Raw genomic sequence first — 21583 nt, forward strand, 5'->3', positions numbered from 1 at the left:
TATTTCATGACCTATTCGCTCAATACGCTTCACTCTTCCACGGCCGGCGAAGGTGCGCCCGTGCGTGTGCGGGCCATGCGCTTCGCCCACGAGATCACCCTGATCGCCGGTTTCGCGGCGCTGTTGTTCTGGCTGCTCGCCATGCTGAGCTTCACGCCCTCCGATGCCGCCTGGTCGACCTCGGGCACCGGCGGCGAGATCAAGAACTGGGGCGGCCGCATCGGCGCCTGGGTGGCCGATGGCAGCTACTTCCTGGCCGGCTATTCGGTCTGGTGGTGCCTGGCGGCCGGGCTGCGCGCCTGGCTGTCCTCGCTCGCGAGCTGGATGCGTGGCGGCGAGACCGGCCCGCAGGGCGATCCGGCACCGCGCGGCCGCTTCAACCGCAGCCGCCTGGCCTTCTGGTTCGGGCTCGTGCTGCTGCTGTGCGCGAGCACCATGCTCGAGTGGTCGCGCCTGTACCGGCTCGAATCGCACCTGCCCGGCTCGGGCGGCGGCGCCATCGGCCTGCTGGTCGGTCCCGCGAGCGTGCGCTGGATGGGCTTCACCGGTTCCGCGCTGGTGGCCATCGCCGGCGGCGTGATCGGTTCGGCGCTGGTGTTCCGTTTCTCCTGGAGCCAGATCGCCGAGCGCATCGGCGCGCGCGTGTATTCGCTGTTCGAATCGCGGCGCGAGAAGCGCGAGGTCGCCGCCGACATCGCGCTGGGCAAGAAGGCCGTGCGCGAGCGCCGCGCCGAGGTCGACGACGAACCGGCCTACACGCCGCGCGGCGCCATCGAACCTTCGATCGACGGCGAACCGCCCGCCACCGCGCCCGACATGGACGACCTGCGCATCGAGCCGCGCGCCAAGCGCCGCCCCGCGTCGCCGCCGGTGCAGATCGAGCCCGCGATGACCGAGGTGCCCAAGAGCGACCGCGTCGCCAAGGAGCGCCAGAAGCCGCTGTTCAAGGAACTGCCCGACAACAAGCTGCCGCAGGTCGACCTGCTCGATGCCGCGCAGGCGCGCCAGGAGACCGTCTCCTCCGACACGCTCGAGATGACCTCGCGCATGATCGAGAAGAAGCTCAAGGACTTCGGCGTCGAGGTGCGCGTCGTGCTCGCCTCGCCCGGCCCGGTCATCACGCGCTACGAGATCGAGCCCGCCACCGGCGTCAAGGGCTCGCAGATCGTCAACCTCGCGAAGGATCTCGCGCGTTCGCTCTCGCTGGTGTCGATCCGCGTGGTCGAGACCATCCCCGGCAAGAACTACATGGCGCTCGAACTGCCGAACGCCAAGCGCCAGTCGATCAAGCTCAGCGAGATCCTCGGCTCGCAGATCTACAACGAGGGCAAGTCGATGCTCACGATGGGCCTGGGCAAGGACATCATCGGCAACCCCGTGGTCGCCGACCTCGCGAAGATGCCGCACGTGCTGGTGGCCGGTACCACCGGCTCGGGCAAGTCGGTGGGTATCAACGCGATGATCCTGAGCCTGCTCTACAAGGCCGAGGCGCGCGATGTACGCCTGCTGATGATCGATCCGAAGATGCTGGAAATGTCGGTCTACGAAGGCATTCCGCATTTGCTCGCGCCCGTGGTCACCGACATGCGCCAGGCCGCGCACGGCCTCAACTGGTGCGTGGCCGAGATGGAGCGCCGCTACAAGCTCATGAGCAAACTCGGCGTGCGCAACCTCGCGGGCTACAACACCAAGATCGACGAGGCCAAGGCGCGCGAGGAGTTCATCTACAACCCCTTCAGCCTCACGCCCGACGATCCCGAGCCGCTGCGCCGCGAGCCGCACATCGTGGTGGTGATCGACGAACTCGCCGACCTGATGATGGTGGTCGGCAAGAAGATCGAAGAGCTGATCGCCCGCCTCGCGCAGAAGGCGCGCGCCGCCGGCATCCACCTGATCCTGGCCACGCAGCGGCCCAGCGTCGACGTGATCACCGGCCTGATCAAGGCCAACATCCCGACCCGCATCGCGTTCCAGGTCTCGAGCAAGATCGACAGCCGCACCATCCTCGACCAGATGGGCGCCGAGGCGCTGCTCGGCATGGGCGACATGCTCTACATGCCCAGCGGCACCGGCTTGCCGGTCCGCGTGCATGGCGCCTTCGTGAGCGACGAGGAAGTGCATCGTGTGGTGGCCTATCTCAAGAGCCAGGGCGAGCCCGACTACATCGAGGGCGTGCTCGAAGGCGGCACGGTCGATGGCGACGGTGACGGCGACCTGCTCGGCGGTGGCGATGCCGAGAAGGACCCGATGTACGACCAGGCGGTCGAGGTCGTGCTCAAGAACCGCAAGGCCAGCATCTCGCTGGTGCAGCGTCACCTGAAGATCGGCTACAACCGCGCAGCGCGGCTGGTCGAGGACATGGAGAAGGCCGGCCTCGTGAGCGCGATGAGCGGCAGTGGCCAGCGCGAGATCCTCGTGCCCGCGCGCGCCGAATAGGCGGCGCGCCACCGCGGTCCCGCGCCCATCCCGTTACGTGTTGATATACGGCTTGCACAAGCTCGCTGCCCATTGCAAATCTTCATCAAGCCCTACAAGGGCGGTCATGGCCGCCGGGGTAAGGTCGATGCGGTGTTCAGCTTCGAAGGTTTGAAAAAATGAAGACTCGTCCCTGGCTGCTCGCCGGCCTTCTCCTCGCGTGCGGCGCCCATGCATGGGCCGGCGGCATGGAAAGCCTCGAGGCTTTCGTCAAGACCGCCAAATCCGGCCGCGCCGACTTCACCCAGACCGTGACCGCGCCGCCGCGCGACGGCCAGGCCGGCCGCGTGAAGACCTCGAGCGGCACCTTCGAATTCCAGCGGCCCGGCCGTTTCAAGTTCGACTACAAGAAGCCCTTCGCGCAGAGCATCGTGGCCGACGGCAAGACGCTGTGGCTCTACGACGCCGACCTGAACCAGGTCACGCAGCGCGCGCAGGCGCAGGCCCTGGGCTCGACGCCCGCGGCCCTGATCGCCGCCGCGCCCGACCTGCGCGCGCTGCAGGCCGACTTCGCGCTCGAAGCGGGACCGGAGCGCGACGGCCTGCAATGGGTCAAGGCCACGCCGAAGAACAAGGACGGCCAGCTGCAGAACGTGCAGGTCGGCTTCCAGGGCGATGCGCTCGCGGCGCTCGAGATCCTCGACAGCTTCGGCCAGCGCTCGGTGCTCAAGTTCAGCAAGGTCGAGGTCAACCCAGCGCTGCCCGCCGCCACCTTCGACTTCAAGGTGCCCACCGGCGCGGACGTCGTCAAGCAGTAATCCCACCTCTCACCCGAACGTTTCGTCCTTGGCCGTCAGCTCGCATCAACCCCTGGCCGAGCGCCTGCGTCCGCGCACGCTCGGCGAAGTCATCGGCCAGCAGCACCTGCTCGGGCCCGGCATGGCGCTGCGCATCGCCTTCGAGTCGGGCCAGCCGCACTCGTGCATCCTCTGGGGCCCGCCGGGCACCGGCAAGACCACCATCGCGCGCCTGATGGCCGATGCCTTCGATGCGCAGTTCCTGAGCATCAGCGCGGTGCTCGGCGGCGTGAAGGACATCCGCGAGGCGGTCGAGCGCGCGACCGCGGCGCGCGACGGGCTCGAGCAGCGGCGCACCATCGTCTTCGTCGACGAAGTGCATCGCTTCAACAAGAGCCAGCAGGACGCCTTCCTGCCGCACGTCGAGTCGGGCCTCTTCACCTTCATCGGCGCCACCACCGAGAACCCGTCGTTCGAGGTCAACTCGGCGCTGCTCTCGCGGGCCGCCGTGTATGTGCTGCAGTCGCTCGGCGAGGCCGACCTCAAGCAGATCGTCGCGAAGGCGCAGGCCATCGACGCATTGCCCGCCATCGAGGACGCCGCGCTCGACCGGCTGATCGCCTATGCCGACGGCGATGCGCGCCGGCTGCTCAACACGCTCGAGACGCTGGCCGTCGCGGCGCGCGCCGAGAAGCTCGAGGCCATCGGCGACGAATGGCTGCTGCGCGTGCTCGGCGAGCGCATGCGGCGCTACGACAAGAGCGGCGAGCAGTTCTACGACACCATCAGCGCGCTGCATAAATCGGTACGCGGCAGCGATCCCGACGCCGCGCTCTACTGGTTCGTGCGCATGCTCGACGGCGGCGCAGACCCGCGCTACATGGCGCGCCGGCTGGTGCGCATGGCGAGCGAGGACATCGGCCTGGCCGACCCGCGCGCGCTGCGGCTCGCGCTCGACGCGGCCGAGGTCTACGAGCGCCTGGGCACGCCCGAGGGCGAACTCGCGCTGGCGCAGTGCGTGGTCTATCTCGCGATGGCGCCGAAGTCGAACGCGGTCTACACGGCCTACAACGCGGTGCGCGCGCTGGTCAAGAAAGACAGCACGCGGCCCGTGCCCATGCATCTGCGCAATGCCCCGACCAAGCTCATGAAGGAGCTCGACTACGGCAAGGGCTATCGCTACGCGCACGACGAGGAGGGCGGTTTCGCGGCCGGCGAGCAGTACCTGCCCGACGGCCTGCAGGGCCAGGTCTTCTACGAACCGGTCGATCGCGGACTCGAAATCCGCATCGGCGAGAAGCTGCGCGAACTGCGTCGCCGGAACGCTGAACAGGGCGACTGATACGCCCTTGCGGCATGCACGCAAGACGTGCATGGATACAAGCGCAAAGCGCATGACGTCAGCGGGTAAACCCCCGTCGATGCGCACCAAATCGGCGCTGGCCCGTGACTACAATCCCGCCCACTAAATCGCCGGCCACCACATGCTGGCTGGTTTTTTGCTTGTGAAGCCAAGGCGCCAAACCGGTGCCACGGTGGGTGAATGGCACCCCGCAACGGTGCAACACAGAGGAATCTTCTTTATGGACATTTTGCTGCAGCAGATCATCAACGGTCTGGTTCTCGGCAGCATGTACGCCTTGATAGCCTTGGGCTACACCATGGTGTACGGCATCATCAATCTGATCAATTTCGCGCACGGTGAAGTGCTCATGGTGGGGGCGCTCACGAGCTGGTCCATCATCGGGCTCATGCAGTCGTCGATGCCCGGTACGCCGGGCTGGCTGATATTGATCATCGCGCTGATCATCGCGTGCGTCGTCGCCGCCACGCTGAACTTCGTGATCGAGAAAGTGGCCTACCGGCCGCTGCGCAACTCGCCCAAGCTCGCACCGCTGATCACCGCCATCGGCATGTCGATCCTGCTGCAGACGCTGGCGATGATCATCTGGAAGCCCACCAACAAGGCCTACCCGACCCTGCTGCCTTCGGACCCCATCCACATCGCCGGCGCCGTGATCTCGCCGACGCAGGTGATGATCCTCGGCGTCACCGCGGTCTCGCTGGCCATCCTCATGTGGCTGGTCAATTACACGAAGCTCGGCCGCGCGATGCGCGCCACCGCCGAGAACCCGCGCGTGGCTGCGCTGATGGGCATCCGCCCCGACATGGTCATCTCGGCCACCTTCATCATCGGTGCCGTGCTCGCGGCCATCGCGGGCGTGATGTACGCCTCCAACTACGGCATCGCGCAACACGCGATGGGCTTCCTGCCCGGCCTCAAGGCCTTCACCGCGGCCGTGTTCGGCGGCATCGGCAACCTCGCGGGCGCGGTCGTCGGCGGTATCCTGCTGGGGCTCATCGAGGCCATCGGCTCGGGCTACATCGGCACCCTCACGGGTGGCGTGCTCGGCAGCAACTACAGCGACATCTTCGCGTTCATCGTGCTGATCGTGATGCTCACGCTGCGCCCCGCCGGCCTGCTCGGCGAACGCGTGGCCGATCGCGCCTGAAGGAACTTGCCATCATGAAGAACAGCAAGAACCTCGCGCTCTACCTGGTCGGCGTCATCGCCGTGCTCGCGCTGCCGCTGCTGCTGCAAAGCCAGGGCAATGCCTGGGTGCGCATCGCCGACATCGCACTGCTCTACGTGCTGCTCGCACTGGGCCTGAACATCGTGGTCGGCTACGCCGGCCTGCTCGACCTGGGCTACGTCGCCTTCTTCGCGGTCGGTGCCTACCTCTACGCCCTCATGGGCTCGGGCCACCTGTCCGAGACCTTCGAGTGGTTCAAGGCCACCTTCCCGAACGGCCTGCACACCTCGCTGCTGATCGTGATACCGCTGGCCTTCGTGTTCGCGGCGCTGCTCGGCGTGCTGCTGGGGGCGCCCACGCTGAAGCTGCGCGGCGACTACCTCGCGATCGTCACGCTGGGCTTCGGCGAAATCATCCGCGTGTTCCTGAACAACCTCGACCAGCCGATCAACATCACGAACGGTCCCAAGGGCATCACCTCGATCGACTCGATCAAGTTCTGGGGCCTCGACCTCGGCAAGGCCTGGAAGTTCGACGGCTTCACCATCTCCTCGGTCACGCTGTACTACTACCTGTTCCTCGCGCTGGTGGTGGTCACCATCGTGATCTCGCACCGCCTGCAGGTCTCGCGCATCGGCCGCGCCTGGATGGCCATCCGCGAGGACGAGATCGCCGCCAAGGCGATGGGCATCAACACCCGCAACATGAAGCTGCTGGCCTTCGGCATGGGCGCGAGCTTCGGCGGCGTGTCGGGTTCCATGTTCGCGGCCTTCCAGGGCTTCGTCTCGCCCGAGTCGTTCAGCCTCATGGAGTCGGTGATGATCGTCGCCATGGTCGTGCTCGGCGGCATCGGCCACCTGCCCGGCGTGATCCTGGGTGCCGTGCTGCTGGCGGCCCTGCCCGAGGTGCTGCGCTACGTCGCCGGCCCGCTGCAGGCGCTGACCGACGGCCGCCTCGACGCCTCCATCCTGCGCCAGCTGTTCATCGCGCTGGCCATGATCGTCATCATGCTGGTGCGCCCGCGCGGCCTGTGGCCCTCGCCCGAGCATGGCAAGACGCTTCAGCGCAAGGGTGGCGTGCCGGTCGATCCGGCCCACGCCGCCGTGGCGCCGGGCTCGCTGCAGACCCACGCACCGGGCGTCGACACCCCGGCCGACGAGCTGCCCGGTGCGGCCTCGCGTCCCATGTCGATCAATCCGTGAGCGAGGAGACGCATCCCATGAGCAAGGCAGACACCATCCTCGACGTTCGCGGCATCTCCAAGCGCTTCGGCGGCCTGCAGGCCCTGTCCGACGTCGGCATCACCATCCAGCGCGGCCAGGTCTATGGCCTGATCGGCCCCAACGGCGCCGGCAAGACCACCTTCTTCAACGTCATCACCGGGCTTTACACGCCCGACAGCGGCAGCTTCGAGCTCGCCGGCAAGCCCTACCAGCCCACGGCCGTGCACGAGGTGGCCAAGGCCGGCATCGCGCGCACCTTCCAGAACATCCGCCTGTTCGCCGAGATGACGGCGCTCGAGAACGTGATGGTCGGTCGCCACATCCGCACCCGCTCCGGCGTGGTCGGCGCGATGCTGCGCACCGGTTCCTTCAAGGCCGAGGAGAAGGCCATCGCCCAGCGCGCGCAGGAACTGCTCGACTACGTGGGCATCGGCAAGTTCGCCGACTACAAGGCGCGCACCCTGAGCTACGGCGACCAGCGCCGCCTCGAGATCGCGCGTGCCCTGGCCACCGACCCGCAGCTCATCGCCCTCGACGAGCCCGCGGCCGGCATGAACATGACCGAGAAGGTCCAGCTGCGCGAGCTGATCGACCGCATCCGCCGCGACGACCGCACGATCCTGATCATCGAGCACGACGTGAAGCTGATCATGGGCCTGTGCGATCGCGTCACGGTGCTCGACTACGGCAAGCAGATCGCCGAAGGCACGCCGGCGGACGTACAGAAGAACGAAAAGGTGATCGAGGCTTACCTCGGCACCGGAGGACATTGAGATGAGCGCAGCAGTGCAAACCCAAGAGGAAGTCGCGGCGGGCGCTTCGCAACGCAAGGCCGTCGGCAACGTGTTGCTCAAGGTCAGCGGCCTGAAGGTGGGCTACGGCGGCATCCAGGCCGTCAAGGGCGTGGACTTCGAGGTGCGCGAGGGCGAGCTGGTCTCGCTGATCGGCTCCAACGGCGCCGGCAAGACCACCACCATGAAGGCGATCACCGGCACGCTGCCCGCGGGCGCGGGCGACATCGAGTTCCTGGGCCGCAGCATCAAGGGCCGCGGCGCCTGGGACCTGGTGGGCGAGGGGCTGGTGATGGTGCCCGAGGGCCGCGGCGTGTTCACGCGCATGACGATCACCGAGAACCTGCAGATCGGCGCCTACATCCGCAAGGACAAGGCCGGCATCGCGAGCGACATGGAGCGCGTGTTCGTGACCTTCCCGCGGCTGCGCGAGCGCAAGGACCAGCTGGCCGGCACCATGTCGGGCGGCGAGCAGCAGATGCTGGCCATGGGCCGCGCGCTGATGGCGCGCCCCAAGGTGCTGCTGCTCGACGAACCCACCATGGGCCTGTCGCCGATCATGTGCGACAAGATCTTCGAGGTGGTGCAGGCCGTGGCCGCGCAGGGCGTGACCATCCTGCTGGTCGAGCAGAACGCCAACCGCGCGCTGCAACTGGCCGACCGCGGCTACGTGATGGAGTCGGGACTGATCACCATGTCGGGCGATGCCAAGGGGCTGCTCAGCGATCCGAAGGTGCGCGCGGCGTATCTGGGCGAGTAAGCGGCACGGCGGGCCTTTCGAGGCCGCGCAACGAAAAGGGCGGCGGTGCGAGGTACCGGCCGCCCTTTGTCTTGTGGGTGCGAGCTCAGTCGACCTTCGCGCCCGTGGCCTTCACCACCTGCTCGTACTTGCCGAGCTCGCTCTTCATGAAGGCGCCGAACTGCGCGGGCGTGCTGGCCACCGGCTCCGCCAGCAGCAGCGCGAAGCGCGACTTGGTCTCCGGCGCGTTCAGCGCGTCGACGAAGGCATGGTTGAGCTTGGCGATCACATCCGGCGGCGTATGGGCCGGCGCGACCAGGCCCCACCAGGTGTCGATCGAGAAGTCCTTGAGCGTGTCCGACACCGGCGGCACCTCGGGCAGGGCGCTGCTGCGCTGCAGGGTGGTCACGGCGATCGCCTTGAGCTTGCCCGAGCGGATGTTGGGCGCGGCGGTGGCGAGGTTGTCGAAGTTGAAGTCGACTTGGCCCGACACCAGCGCGAGCTGCGCCGGGTTGCCGCCGTTGTAGGGAATGTGCACCGCGAAGATGCCGGCCGCCTTCTTGAACATCTCGCCCGCCAGATGGCCGGCGCTGCCGTTGCCGCCGCTGCCGTAGTTGAGCTTGCCGGGGTTGGCCTTGGCGTAGGCGATCAGGTCCTTGAGCGTGGCGATCTTCAGGCGCTGCGCGGTCTCGGCGTTCATCACCAGCACGTTGGGCACGCGGACCATCTGCGTGATCGGCGCGAAGTCGGTCGCCGCGTTGAAGGGCATCTTGCTGTAGAGCCAGGGGTTCACCGCGTTGGTGGCGGTGGCCGCGATGCCGATGGTCAGGCCGTCGGGCGCGGCCTTGGCGACGATGTCGGCGCCGATGTTGCCGCCCGCGCCGGGCTTGTTGTCGATGATCACCGGGCCGCCGAGCGTGTCGCGCACGCGTTCGGCCAGCGCGCGCGCCGTCACGTCGATGGGGCCGCCGGCCGCGTAGGGCACGACGAGGCGGATCGGGCGCTGCTGCTGGGCCAGGGCGGGGGCGCCGGTGGCCATGGCGAGCGTGGAGAGGGCGAGGGTGGCGAGGAAGGTCTTGCGGGTTGTCATGCCCCGGATTGTCGGCGCGCCGCGCGGGGCTTGCAGCGTGGCTATCCCTAGCCGGCGCGCCGGGCCACCGGCTTCAGGGCAGTGCCTTGTCGGCTTCGGTGGTGAACGCGTCGGCGAAGAACTCTTCCTCGGGCAGGCCCGCGAGCGCCACGTAGTCGCGTTTGGCCGAATCGACCACGATCGGCGCGCCGCAGGCATAGACCTGGTGGCCCGAGAGGTCGGCGAAGTCCTCGAGCACGGCGGCATGGACGAAGCCGGTGCGGCCGGTCCAGTTGTCCTCGGGCGTGGCGTTGGAGATCACGGGTACGTAGCGCAGGTTCGGCATCTGCGCGAGCTGCTCGCGCACCCAGTCGTCCATGTAGAGGTCCTCGGGCCGGCGGCCGCCCCAGTAGAGCGTGGCGGGGCGGTCGATGGCCTTGAACTTCATGTGCTCGAGCAGCGCCTTGATCGGCGCGAAGCCCGTGCCCGAGGCCAGCAGGATCATCGGCTTGTCGGAATCCTCGCGCAGGAAGAAGCTGCCGTAGGGGCCCTCGATGCGCAGGATCTCCTTTTCCTTCATGGTGAGGAACACGTGGTCGGTGAACTTGCCGCCCGGCAGGTGGCGCAGGTGCAGCTCGATGCCGGTGCCCGGCTCGCCCAGCGTGTGCGGCGCATTGGCCATCGAGTAGCTGCGGCGCGCGCCGTCGCGCAGGATGAATTCCACGTACTGCCCCGCATAGAACTGCAGCGGCTCGCCGGCCGGCAGCTGCAGGCGCACCTGCATCACGTCGTGCGACTTGCGCGCGAGCGCGAGCACCCGCACCGGCATCTTGCGGATCGGATGGGCGCCGGCCTCGGTCACTTGGCGCGATTCGAGCACCACGTCGCTGCGCGCGCGGGCGCAGCAGGTCAGCACGAAGCCCGCGAGCTGTTCCTCCGCGCTCAGGGCCTTGCTCTGGTGCGGGCCGAGCTCGACCTCGCCCGAGAGCTTGCGGCATTTGCACGAGCCGCAGGCGCCGTCCTTGCAGCCATAGGGCAGGCCGATGCCCTGGCGGATGCCGGCAGCGAGGATGGTTTCGTCGCCTTGGGCCGCGAAATGGCGGCCGCTGGGTTCGACGGTGATGGAAAAGCCCGCCTCATGCGGCGCTGCAACAGTCATCGGTATTCTTCGGCTTGGATCAGCCCGTTACATGGGGGCTGAAAAAGAAAAGGGAACCCGAATTTTGCCTTCAATCCATAGCCCCTCCGGCGCGCTGCCGGCGCGCTTCCGGCGGACGCGTCTCCTGATCGTCGGCTGCGGCGATGTCGGCCAGCGCGTGGCGCGCGATCTGCGCGGGCGCGTGTCGCTGGTGGCGCTCACCTCCTCGGCCGAGCGCGTGCCCGATCTGCGCGCCGCGGGCATCCGGCCGCTGATCGGCAATCTCGACGATCCCAAGACCCTGCGCCGCCTGTCGGCGCTGGGCACGCGCGTGCTGCACCTGGCACCGCCGCCGCGCGACAGCGGCTCGGCCTGGTGGCGCGACCAGCGCACCGCCGCGCTGGTGCGCGCGCTGCGGCTGCGCGGGCTGCCCGATGCGCTGGTCTACGGCTCGACCAGCGGCGTCTATGGCGATTGCGGCGGCGCGCGCGTGAACGAGACCCGCACCGTGCGCCCCGACACGCCGCGCAGCCACCGGCGCGTCGATGCCGAGCGCGCCGTGCGCTGGTTCGGCCGCAGCACCGGCGTGCGCGCCAGCATCCTGCGCATCCCGGGCATCTACGCGCCCGACCGCGAAGGCGGCACGCCGCGCCAGCGGCTGCAGCGCGGCACGCCGGTGCTGCGGCGCGAGGACGACGTCTACACCAGCCACATCCATGCCGACGACCTCGCGCGCGCCTGCATCGCGGCGCTGTTCCGCGGCCGGCCGCAGCGCATCGTGCATGCCTCGGACGACACCGAGCTGCGCATGGGCGACTACATCGACCTCGCGGCCGACCTCTACGGCATGCCGCGCCCGCCGCGGGTGGCGCGCGAGGAGGCCGAGCGCCAGCTGCCGTTGCAACTGCTCAGCTTCATGGGTGAATCGCGCCGGCTCGACAACACGCGGCTCAAGCGTGAGTTGCGCGTGCGGCTCGCACATCCGACGGTGCATACCGGGCTGCGCGAGGGAGGCTGAAGGGGAGGCGGAGTCCGCGAAGGACGCCGGAAAAGAAGGAGCCGTGTGTGGTGCCCGGGGCCGGAATCGAACCGGCACGCCTTGCGGCGGGGGATTTTGAGTCCCCTGCGTCTACCAATTTCACCACCCGGGCACGGCAGGAAGGAAGCCCAAAATTATGGCACAGTGGAATGATGAACCGTCCCAAAGCTCCTTCTTTCGCATATCCGCTACCCTCCGGGGCGGAATCCAGCGCCTCCCGCGCGGCAGACCGGACGCAGTCATGACCCACAAGTACCCCACCATCGAAGACGCCATCGGCCGCACGCCGCTGGTCGCGCTGCAGCGCATCAACGCCGAAGAGAACGCCCGGCGCAACAACGTGATCCTCGGCAAGCTCGAGGGCAACAACCCCGCCGGCTCGGTCAAGGACCGCCCGGCGCTCTCGATGATCAAGCGCGCCGAGGAGCGCGGCGAGATCAAGCCCGGCGACACGCTGATCGAGGCCACCTCGGGCAACACCGGCATCGCGCTCGCGATGGCCGCGGCCATCAAGGGCTACCACATGGTCCTGATCATGCCGGAGGACCTCTCGATCGAACGCGCCCAGACCATGAAGGCCTTCGGCGCCGAGCTCGTGCTCACGCCCAAGAGCGGTGGCATGGAGTACGCGCGCGACCTCGCCGAGCAGATGGTGGCGCAGGGCAAGGGCCGCGTGCTCGACCAGTTCGCCAACCCCGACAACCCGCGCATCCACTACGAGACCACGGGCCCCGAGATCTGGGCCGACACGCAGGGCAAGGTCACGCACTTCGTGAGCGCCATGGGCACCACCGGCACCATCACCGGCGTGTCGCGCTTCCTCAAGGAGAAGAACCCCGCGATCCGCATCGTCGGCGCGCAGCCTGCCGAAGGCTCGCGCATCCCGGGCATCCGCAAGTGGCCGGCCGAATACCTGCCGAAGATCTTCGACCCGAGCCGCGTCGACCAGGAGATCAACGTGAGCCAGGACGATGCCGAGGAGATGTGCCGGCGCCTCGCGCGCGAAGAGGGCATCTTCGGCGGCATCTCGGCCGCCGGCGCGCTGTGGGCGGCGCTGCAGGTCGCCAACACGGTCGAGAACGCCACCATCGTGTTCGTGGTCTGCGACCGCGGCGACCGCTACCTGTCGACCGGCGTCTTCCCCGCCTGATGCCAGCACCGCGGTGCGCCACGCGGCGCGCCGGCGGTTCCCCGGAACGAGACAAGAAAGAACAAGAGCCACCCCATGCCCCATCCCAAGTTCTGCCAGGTCTGCGCCACGCCGCTCGAATGGATCGCGCTGATGGAAGACGGCGGCCCCAAGGAGCGCCTGCGCTGCCCCAACTGCGGCCACACGCACTGGAACAACCCGACGCCGGTGCTGGCCGCCATCGTCGAGTACCGCGGCCAGGTGCTGCTGGCGCGCAACGCGGCCTGGCCCGGCAAGATGTTCGCGCTGATCACCGGCTTCATGGAGGCCGCCGAGACGCCCGAGGAAGGCATCGCGCGCGAGGTCAAGGAAGAGACCAACCTCGACGTGAGCGTCACCAAGATCGTCGGCGCCTACGACTTCCAGCGCATGAACCAGGTCATCATCGCCTACCACGTGGTGGCCGACGGCGAGGTCAAGCTCTCGCCCGAGCTGGTCGACTACCGCCTCTACGACCTGCCCGACCTCAAGTGCTGGCCCGCCGGCACCGGCTATGCGCTGGCCGACTGGCTGCGCACGCGCGGCCACGAGCCGGTGTTCTTCACCGCGGCCGAAAACGAGGAACGCCGCCGCGGCCTGAACCTGCCGCCCGAGCCGCCCGTCGGCAAGGGAGCCTGAGCATGGACGTCGACCGCGAAATCGACACCCGCGGGCTCAACTGCCCGCTGCCCATCCTCAAGGCCAAGAAGTCGCTCAACGACATGGCCAGCGGCCAGCTGCTGCGCGTGGTCTCGACCGACCCGGGCTCGGTGCGCGACTTCCAGGCCTTCGCGCGCCAGACCGGCAATGCGCTGATGGAGCAGCAGACCGTCGGCACCGACTTCATCCACGTGCTGAAGCGGCGCTGAGACCGCGCGCCGCCCGGCTACTGCGCGTCGAAGTGCTGGTAGTCGGCCGCGGCGACGTGGTAGTACGACACCGTCCAGTCGTAGCCGCGGTCGTAGTCGCTCTGCACGAAGACCGCCGCGTTGTCGTTGCCCAGGTTGCTCGGCGCGCCTTGCTCCCAGAAACCGTTGCTGCCGTCGGTCCAGTTCGAGCGCACCTCCCAGCCGACCACGATCCGCGCCGGGTCCGCGAAGTGCAGCGTCTGCTTGCGCCAGCCGATGCGATAGCCCTCGTGCACGCTCAGCGTCGTCTTGGCGATCTGGATGTTCTCGGGGTCGGGCGAGAAGGTGACGCCATGGGACCAGAACACGGCACCGTGCGTGGCCTCCTGCTTGTGGCCTTGGCCGGGTTCGTTGGCGCGGGCCGCGAGCACGTCTTCCAGCAGCCGCTGGCGGGCGCGGATCCGGGTCAACGTGTCGAGCAGCTTGCGGCCCTGGGACGCGAGCCGGTCGCGCCGGGCCTTGTCGTTCGCGAGGCTGGACTGGTGGGCGGTGACGCCGCTGTCGAACGCGATGAAGTCCGGTCCCGTCGTGCCCGCATAGAAGGCGGGCAGCGAGTGGTACATCACGCGCACCTGCCACAGCAGCGCATACAGTTGCCGCAGCTCGACGAAGACGCGAGGCGGCACGTCGACGGTGGTCGGGTAGCCGGGGATCAGCCGGCTGTAGTGCTCGAGGCGGGCCAACCAGGGCGTGCCGACGCGGTGCTTCTTGAACCAGGCCAGCGCGGCGGGAATGTCCGATGGCGTGGCGACGGGAGGCTGTCCGGCGATGTCGGCGATGCCGATCATCCGGACCTCGAGCGAGATCTCGATCCCCAGCCTGGCAGCCTCGCTCTCGAAGCCCGCGCTGCCCTTCTGCGAGAACAGGCCCTCGACCGAAACGCCCACGCTGCTCTTGAAGCTCTGCAGCTCGCTCGACGACTTCGCCTTCAGCGCATAGACCGCGCGGAAAACCGAGGCCTCCTTGCGCGTCGCGACGAAGTAGTCGCCGAAGCTGCGGCGGAAGGCCGCCGGGTCCGCGGCCAGCTTCCTGGCGGCCTCGGTCAGCCGGTAGCCGGCCTCGGGCGGCTCGGCGTACTCCGCGTCGCGCGCCCGGTACTCGGCGATGTAGGTCATCTCGACCGCGCTCTGCTGGATCTCGCCGAGGTAATCGTTGGACTGGTCGAGCGTGACCGAGCCGATGTTGTAGCTGCCCTGGGTCGACACCTCGATCTTCTCGCGCACCGACTCGAAGTCGACCAGCACGTCGAGCGACTCGAGGGTCTCGCTCGACCGCGAAGGCGCGGTGCGGAAGGCCTCGAGCGCCGAACCGGCACTCGATTCGCCGGTGACGGCATCGATGCCGCCGCCCAGCGCGAAGTTACGCCATGGCACGTCGGACAGCGTGGGCACCAGGTCCGAGGTGCCGGTGTCCTGCGCCGCAGCGTCGGCCATGGCGGGCTGCAGCACGCCGGTGAACTGATAGTCGCCGCCCGCCTGGCCGGCGAAGGTCAGCGTTCCCGCCAGCGTTTTTCCGGTCTGCAAGCCATGGCATTTCACGTCGTAGCTCTGGCCCGCCACGATGGCCACCGAACCCATCGGCAGCGTGGCGCTGAGCGCATGGTTGACGGCGGAATAGGTGCCTTTGGCGAAGATGTCCTTCAGCGTGCCGCCCACTGCGTAGACCTTGACGTCCACGACCTGGAATGAAGCGAGCGGACTGACTTGCGACCCCGTGGGGTTTGCGTCGATGTCGATGTACATGAGGCGTTCCTCTCCTAGCTGCGCAATCGGCCGGTGGGCGGAGAACGGCGAGCGCCGTTTCCCCGATCCGGGGAATCGGCCAAGACATTCGCCCGGAAACCAGGGCAAGCGTAGGAAGCCCCAGGGGCTCGGGCAATCGCCGAAACCAAGTAAACGCGAGAGGAGAGGGAAGACGATGCGCCCGGGTGGGGCGCGGCCCCGGCCTTGCGCCGGGCGCTTCGGCGGCGACGCATGCCGCCTCGGGCATGCACCGCCGTTTCAACCGGGGTTCAGAGCTTCAGGCTCTTGAGGTAGTCGCGGAACTGGGCGCCCACCTCGGGATGCGCGAGCGCGAGTTCGACGCTGGCCTGCAGGAAGCCTTCCTTGCTGCCGCAGTCGTAGCGCACGCCCTTGTACGAATAGGCGTAGACCGATTCCTTCTTCATCAGCGCGGCGATGCCGTCGGTGAGCTGGATCTCGCCGCCCGCGCCCTTGGGCTGCTCGCGGATCTCGGCGAACACGCCGGGCGTGAGGATGTAGCGGCCGGCCACGCCCAGGCGCGAGGGGGCGTCCTCGGGCTTCGGCTTCTCGACCATGCGGTTGACCTTCACCAGGCCGTCCTCGATGGCGTCGCCGGCCACGATGCCGTAGCGCTTCACGTGCTCGAGCGGCACTTCCTGCACCGCCAGCAGCGAGCCGCCGAGGCGCGCGAAGGCCGCGGTCATCTGGGCCAGCACCGGTTCGCCGTCCGTGGGGCCGACCATCAGGTCGTCGGCCAGCAGCACGGCGAAGGGCTCGTTGCCCACCAGGTGCTCGGCGCACAGCACCGCATGGCCCAGGCCCAGCATGCGCGGCTGGCGCACGTAGGAGCAGGTCATGTCGTCGGGCATCACCGAGCGCGCGATGTTCAGCAGCGCATCCTTGCCGCTGGCCTCGAGCTGGCTCTCGAGCTCGTAGGCGGTGTCGTAGTGGTCCTCGATCGCGCGCTTGTTGCGGCCGGTCACGAAGATCATGTCGCGGATGCCCGCGGCATAGGCTTCCTCGACGGCGTACTGGATCAGGGGCTTGTCGACCACCGGCAGCATTTCCTTGGGCTGGGCCTTGGTGGCCGGCAGGAAACGGGTGCCGAAGCCTGCAACGGGAAATACGGCCTTGCGGATGCGCGTCGGGGAGGTGGACATGGGCAATTCGGTGTCGGTTCGTTCAGGATGAAGGAAGGAGTGAGGGCCGCGGGGGCCGTCCGGAACTGCGGCGGCGGAACCGGTCCGCCGCCTGGCCGATTCTGCATCGGCCACCCATCCTACCGGCCTGCGGACAAGCCCGTATGTCAGCCGAGGCGCACAAGCTGGTCGCGCAGGCGCTCCAGCGTGGCCGTGAAGTCGGCCAGGCGCTTGCGCTCCTGCTCGATCACGGCCGGCGGCGCCTTGGCCACGAAGGCCTCGTTGCCGAGCTTGGCGTTGACCTTGGCGATCTCGCCCTCGATGCGGGCGATTTCCTTGCCGATGCGCGCGCGCTCGGCCACCTTGTCGATCTCCATGTGCAGGCACAGGCGGGCATTGCCGACCACGGCCACCGGCGCGGCTTCGGCGGCCGCGGCCCAGGCGGCCTCGTCGTCGAACACGCGCACTTCCTTGAGCTTGGCGAGCGCCTGCAGCACCGGCGCGGTCTCGCGCAGGAAGGCCGCGCCCTCGGCGTCGTCGGCCACGGCATAGAGCGGCAGCCGCAGCGCGGGCGAGACGTTCATCTCGCCGCGCAGGGTGCGGCAGCCGTCCACCAGCGCCTTGAGCCGCGCCACGTAGGCCTCGGCGGCCTCGTCGATGCGCTCGGGCTGGCTGAGCGGATAGGCGGCCACCATCACCGATTCGCCCGTGCGGCCCGCCACCGGCGCGACCTTCTGCCACAGCTCCTCGGTGATGAACGGGATCACCGGATGCGCGAGGCGCAGCAGCGTTTCGAGCGTGCGGATCAGCGTGCGGCGCGTGGCGCGCTTCTGGGCGTCGTCGCCGGTCTGGATCTGCACCTTGGCGATCTCGAGGTACCAGTCGCAGAACTCGTCCCAGGCGAACTGGTAGATCGCATTGGCGACGTTGTCGAGCCGGTACTCCTCGAAGCCCTTGGCGACCTCGGCCTCGACGCGCTGCAGCTGCGAGACGATCCAGTAGTCGGCGCGGCTGAACTTCAGGTAGCCGTGCGCGGGACCGCCGACCTTGCACTCCTCCTTCGTGTGCTCCTTGAGGCCGCAGTCCTGGCCTTCGCAGTTCATCAGCACGAAACGGGTGGCGTTCCACAGCTTGTTGCAGAAGTTGCGGTAGCCCTCGCAGCGCTTGCTGTCGAAGTTGATGCTGCGGCCCAGCGAGGCCAGCGAGGCGAAGGTGAAGCGCAGCGCGTCGGCACCGAAGGCCGGGATGCCCTCGGGGAATTCCTTCTGCGTGTTCTTGCGCACCGCGGGCGCGGTCTCGGGCTTGCGCAGGCCCTGGGTGCGCTTGTCGAGCAGCTCGGGCAGCTCGATGCCGTCGATCAGGTCGACCGGATCGAGCACGTTGCCCTCGGACTTGCTCATCTTCTTGCCCTGCGCGTCGCGCACCAGGCCGTGGATGTAGACGTCCTTGAACGGCACGCGGCCCGTGAAGTGCTTGGTCATCATGATCATCCGGGCGACCCAGAAGAAGATGATGTCGTAGCCCGTGACCAGCACGCTCGAGGGCAGGTAGAGGTTGTAGTCGCTCGTGGGCTCGGTGCCCTGGTTCGGCCAGCCCAGCGTCGAGAACGGGAACAGGGCCGCGGAGAACCAGGTGTCGAGCACGTCCTCCTCGCGGCGCAGCGTCTTGCCGGGCGCCTGGGCCTGGGCTTCCTCCTCGCTGCGCGCGACGTAGACCTTGCCTTCGTCGTCGTACCAGGCCGGGATCTGGTGGCCCCACCAGAGCTGGCGCGAGATGGTCCAGTCCTGGATGTTCTCCATCCAGTGGTTGTAGGTGTTGATCCAGTTCTCGGGCACGAAGCGCACCTCGCCCGAGCGCACCACGTCGATCGCCTTCTGCGCGATCGACTGGCCGTCGGCGCCGGGCTTGGTCATGGCCACGTACCACTGGTCGGTCAGCATCGGCTCGACGATGGCGCCGGTGCGCGCGCAGCGCGGCACCATCAACTTGTGCTTCTTGGTCTCGACCAAGAGGCCCAGCGCGTCGAGGTCGGCCACCACGGCCTTGCGCGCCACGAAGCGGTCGAGGCCGCGGTACTTCTCGGGCGCGTTGTCATTGACGGTCGCGTCGAGCGTGAGGATGCCGATGGTCTCGAGCTGGTGGCGCTGGCCCACCGCATAGTCGTTGTAGTCGTGCGCGGGCGTGACCTTCACCACGCCGGTGCCGAAGGCCTTGTCGACGTAGTCGTCGGCGATCACCGGGATCAGCCGGTCGACCAGCGGCAGGCGCACCTGCTTGCCGATCAGCGCCTTGTAGCGCTCGTCTTCCGGATGGACCATCACGGCCGTGTCGCCGAGCATGGTTTCGGGCCGGGTGGTGGCCACCGTGAGCGTGCCCGAGCCGTCTGCCAGCGGGTAGGCGATGTGCCAGAGCCAGCCGTCCTCTTCCTCGCTCTCGACCTCGAGGTCGCTCACGGCGGTCTTGAGCGTCGGGTCCCAGTTCACCAGGCGCTTGCCGCGGTAGATCAGGCCCTCTTCATAGAGCTTGACGAAGGTGTCCATCACCACGGGCGAGAGCTTCTCGTCCATGGTGAAGTATTCGCGGCTCCAGTCGACCGTGTCGCCCATGCGGCGCATCTGCTGGGTGATGGTGTTGCCGCTGCGTTCCTTCCACTCCCAGACCTTGGCGATGAAGTTCTTGCGCGCCTCCTGCGGCGTCGGGCCCATCTCGTGGCGGCTGATGTTCTGCGCCTGCAGCTGGCGCTCGACCACGATCTGGGTCGCGATGCCCGCGTGGTCGGTGCCCGGCAGCCACAGCGTGTTGTCGCCCTTCATGCGGTGGTAGCGCGTGAGGCTGTCCATGATCGTCTGGTTGAACGCATGGCCCATGTGCAGCGTGCCCGTCACGTTGGGCGGCGGCAGCTGGATCGAGAACGCGCCGGCGTCGGCCTTGGGCTTCCCGGTGCCGCGCCAGCCCGCGTGCGCGTAGCCGCGCTTTTCCCATTCGGGACCCCAGTGCGCCTCGAGGGCCGCGGGTTCGAACGATTTGGAAAGGCTCTCGAGGCCGGGTTGGGCGGTGGGTGTGGTGGGTTCGCTCATGGGGGCTTGGGGCAATGCGGCCATGGCGCCGGTACGCAGGTCGTACGGGCCGCGGGCCGCGCGGGGCAGGGAAGGCCGACGATTTTACCGGCGCGGCGGGGGGCGGTCGTGCCAACAGATAATTCCGCGATGCTGTTCCTGCTCTCTCCCGCCAAGTCGCTCGACTACGACACCCCGGTCCCCGCCGAAGTCCCCGCCACCCAACCCCATTTCGAGAGCCCGAAGGGCCCCTCGGTCGAACTGATCAAGCTGTTGCGCGAGAAGTCGCCGCAGCAGATCTCCGAGCTGATGCGCCTGTCGGACAAGCTCTCGGCCCTCAACGTGGCGCGCTATGCCGCCTGGCGTCCCAAGAGCACCGAGCTCAACGCCCGCCAGGCCGCCTTCGCCTTCGACGGCGACGTCTACGGCGGCCTCGACGCACGCTCGCTCACGCCCGCGCAACTGGACTGGGCGCAGGACCACGTCTGCATCCTCAGCGGCCTGTACGGCGTGCTGCGCCCGCTCGACCGGCTGCAGCCCTACCGGCTCGAGATGGGCACCGCGCTGGCCAACCGGCACGGCAAGGACCTCTATGCGTTCTGGGGCGCGCGCATCGCCGAGCATCTCAACGAGCGGCTGGCGGCCGACCGCACGCCGGTGGTGATCAATGCCGCCTCGCAGGAGTACTTCCGCGCCGTCGACACCAAGGCACTGAAGGCGCGTGTGGTCGAATGCGTGTTCGAGGAGTGGAAGGGCGACCGCTACAAGGTCATCAGTTTCTTCGCCAAGCGCGCGCGCGGCCTGCTGGCGCGCTGGGCCGTGCTGCACCGCGTGGCCACGCCCAAGGCGCTGGAAAGATTCGATCTCGAGGGTTATGGTTTCGACGCCCAGGTGTCCACGGCCGAACGGCTGGTCTTCAGGAGAAAACTCGTATGAATGATGTGAGGGAAGCAGGCGAGGCAACCGGAGCGCGCGCATGACGCAGGCCGTGAGTCCCGAACTGCGCGACTGGCTGGTGAGCCAGCTCGCGGCCGGCCATTCGGTGCCCGCGCTGCGCGCCTCGATGCGCGCGGCCGGCTGGCACGATGCCGCCACCGACATCGCGCTGGCCCAGCTCGAGGCCGGCTTTCCCGAGTCCAAGGCGGCGTCGGCGCTGCCGCCGCGCACCTCGATGCCGGGCCCCGACCTCGAGGGTTCGCCGCTGTACATCGACGTGGGCGACCGCCGCGTGCAGGTGCTGCAGACGATGAAGCATCCGCGCGTGATCGTGTTCGGCAACCTGCTGTCGGCCGAGGAGTGCGAGGCGCTGATCGCGGCCGCGCGCGTGCGGCTCGCGCGCTCGCTCACGGTCGAGACCAAGACCGGCGGCGAGGTGCTCAACGTCGACCGCACCAGCGAAGGCATGTTCTTCGAGCGCGGCGAGAACGAGACCGTGCGGCAACTAGAGCAGCGCCTGGCGCTGCTGCTGCGCTGGCCGCTCGAGTTCGGCGAGGGCCTGCAGATCCTGCGCTATGCGCCCGGCGCGCAGTACCGGCCGCACTACGACTACTTCGACCCCGGCGAGCCCGGCACGCCCACCATCCTCAAGCGCGGCGGCCAGCGCGTCGCCACGCTGGTGATGTACCTGCAGGAGCCCGAGAAGGGCGGTGCCACCACCTTCCCCGACGTCGGCCTCGAGGTCGCGCCGGTGCGCGGCACCGGCGTGTTCTTCAGCTACGACCATCCCGATCCCGCCACCCGCACGCTGCACGGCGGCGCGCCCGTGGTCGCGGGCGAGAAGTGGGTCGCCACCAAGTGGCTGCGCGAGCGCGAGTTCCGCTAGCCC

The 21583-nt window shown here is 68.3% G+C and carries 18 protein-coding genes and 1 tRNA gene; 13 read left to right on the forward strand and 6 right to left on the reverse strand.

Annotated features, from left to right (window positions below; translation table 11 throughout):
• Positions 1-6: 6 nt before the first annotated feature.
• The 7 genes from R0232_RS08665 (at position 7) to R0232_RS08695 (ending at position 8520) form a co-directional block, all read left to right on the forward strand.
• Positions 7-2436, forward strand: a complete 2430-nt coding sequence (locus R0232_RS08665) for a DNA translocase FtsK (protein WP_431511852.1) — start codon at positions 7-9, stop codon at positions 2434-2436.
• Positions 2437-2594: 158 nt separating this feature from the next.
• Positions 2595-3233, forward strand: coding sequence for an outer membrane lipoprotein chaperone LolA (lolA, locus tag R0232_RS08670; protein WP_431511853.1), 639 nt, complete (start codon positions 2595-2597; stop codon positions 3231-3233).
• Between the two features lie 28 nt (positions 3234-3261).
• Positions 3262-4554, forward strand: a complete 1293-nt coding sequence (locus tag R0232_RS08675; RefSeq protein WP_431511854.1) for a replication-associated recombination protein A — start codon at positions 3262-3264, stop codon at positions 4552-4554.
• A gap of 241 nt (positions 4555-4795) precedes the next feature.
• Positions 4796-5725, forward strand: a complete 930-nt coding sequence (locus R0232_RS08680) for a branched-chain amino acid ABC transporter permease (RefSeq protein WP_431511855.1) — start codon at positions 4796-4798, stop codon at positions 5723-5725.
• Between the two features lie 14 nt (positions 5726-5739).
• On the forward strand, positions 5740-6948 hold the full coding sequence (locus R0232_RS08685) for a branched-chain amino acid ABC transporter permease (protein WP_203204746.1): 1209 nt from the start codon (positions 5740-5742) through the stop codon (positions 6946-6948).
• A gap of 17 nt (positions 6949-6965) precedes the next feature.
• On the forward strand, positions 6966-7742 hold the full coding sequence (locus R0232_RS08690) for an ABC transporter ATP-binding protein (protein WP_093355770.1): 777 nt from the start codon (positions 6966-6968) through the stop codon (positions 7740-7742).
• Between the two features lies 1 nt (position 7743).
• Positions 7744-8520: an ABC transporter ATP-binding protein gene (locus R0232_RS08695; RefSeq protein WP_256223103.1), complete on the forward strand. Its 777-nt coding sequence runs from the start codon at positions 7744-7746 to the stop codon at positions 8518-8520.
• Positions 8521-8605: 85 nt separating this feature from the next.
• On the opposite strand, the gene R0232_RS08700 is transcribed toward R0232_RS08695, so the two are convergent.
• Complete coding sequence (locus tag R0232_RS08700; protein ID WP_431511856.1) at positions 8606-9589, reverse strand: Bug family tripartite tricarboxylate transporter substrate binding protein; 984 nt, start codon at positions 9587-9589, stop codon at positions 8606-8608.
• Positions 9590-9662: 73 nt separating this feature from the next.
• The gene (locus R0232_RS08705; RefSeq protein ID WP_208508910.1) at positions 9663-10727 is read right to left on the reverse strand and encodes a CDP-6-deoxy-delta-3,4-glucoseen reductase; all 1065 of its coding nucleotides are present in this window, start codon (positions 10725-10727) and stop codon (positions 9663-9665) included.
• A gap of 64 nt (positions 10728-10791) precedes the next feature.
• Here R0232_RS08705 and R0232_RS08710 point away from each other — a divergent pair, with 64 nt between their 5' ends.
• Positions 10792-11724, forward strand: a complete 933-nt coding sequence (locus R0232_RS08710; RefSeq protein WP_431511857.1) for an SDR family oxidoreductase — start codon at positions 10792-10794, stop codon at positions 11722-11724.
• Between the two features lie 48 nt (positions 11725-11772).
• Here R0232_RS08710 and R0232_RS08715 read toward each other — a convergent pair.
• Positions 11773-11857, reverse strand: a tRNA-Leu gene (locus R0232_RS08715).
• A 129-nt stretch (positions 11858-11986) separates the two neighbouring features.
• Here R0232_RS08715 and cysM point away from each other — a divergent pair.
• The 3 genes from cysM (at position 11987) to R0232_RS08730 (ending at position 13782) form a co-directional block, all read left to right on the forward strand.
• Positions 11987-12895: a cysteine synthase CysM gene (gene cysM / locus R0232_RS08720; protein ID WP_093355690.1), complete on the forward strand. Its 909-nt coding sequence runs from the start codon at positions 11987-11989 to the stop codon at positions 12893-12895.
• Positions 12896-12970: 75 nt separating this feature from the next.
• Positions 12971-13552: an NUDIX domain-containing protein gene (locus R0232_RS08725; RefSeq protein WP_431511858.1), complete on the forward strand. Its 582-nt coding sequence runs from the start codon at positions 12971-12973 to the stop codon at positions 13550-13552.
• A 2-nt stretch (positions 13553-13554) separates the two neighbouring features.
• Positions 13555-13782: a sulfurtransferase TusA family protein gene (locus R0232_RS08730; RefSeq protein ID WP_057592910.1), complete on the forward strand. Its 228-nt coding sequence runs from the start codon at positions 13555-13557 to the stop codon at positions 13780-13782.
• Between the two features lie 17 nt (positions 13783-13799).
• Here R0232_RS08730 and R0232_RS08735 read toward each other — a convergent pair whose 3' ends face one another.
• The 3 genes from R0232_RS08735 to R0232_RS08745 form a co-directional block, all read right to left on the reverse strand.
• Positions 13800-15563 (reverse strand): hypothetical protein, encoded by a 1764-nt coding sequence (locus tag R0232_RS08735; protein ID WP_431511859.1) that lies wholly within the window; start codon positions 15561-15563, stop codon positions 13800-13802.
• A gap of 269 nt (positions 15564-15832) precedes the next feature.
• Positions 15833-16723: a UTP--glucose-1-phosphate uridylyltransferase GalU gene (gene galU / locus R0232_RS08740; RefSeq protein ID WP_431511860.1), complete on the reverse strand. Its 891-nt coding sequence runs from the start codon at positions 16721-16723 to the stop codon at positions 15833-15835.
• A gap of 146 nt (positions 16724-16869) precedes the next feature.
• Positions 16870-19779, reverse strand: coding sequence for a valine--tRNA ligase (locus R0232_RS08745; RefSeq protein WP_431511861.1), 2910 nt, complete (start codon positions 19777-19779; stop codon positions 16870-16872).
• A gap of 129 nt (positions 19780-19908) precedes the next feature.
• Between R0232_RS08745 and yaaA the strand changes: the two genes are divergently transcribed.
• The gene (yaaA, locus tag R0232_RS08750; protein ID WP_431511862.1) at positions 19909-20694 is read left to right on the forward strand and encodes a peroxide stress protein YaaA; all 786 of its coding nucleotides are present in this window, start codon (positions 19909-19911) and stop codon (positions 20692-20694) included.
• Between the two features lie 40 nt (positions 20695-20734).
• Positions 20735-21580, forward strand: a complete 846-nt coding sequence (locus tag R0232_RS08755; protein ID WP_093355676.1) for a 2OG-Fe(II) oxygenase — start codon at positions 20735-20737, stop codon at positions 21578-21580.
• Positions 21581-21583 lie beyond the last annotated feature (3 nt).

This window comes from Variovorax sp. DAIF25 (assembly GCF_050711835.1).
Lineage (GTDB): Bacteria > Pseudomonadota > Gammaproteobacteria > Burkholderiales > Burkholderiaceae_C > Variovorax.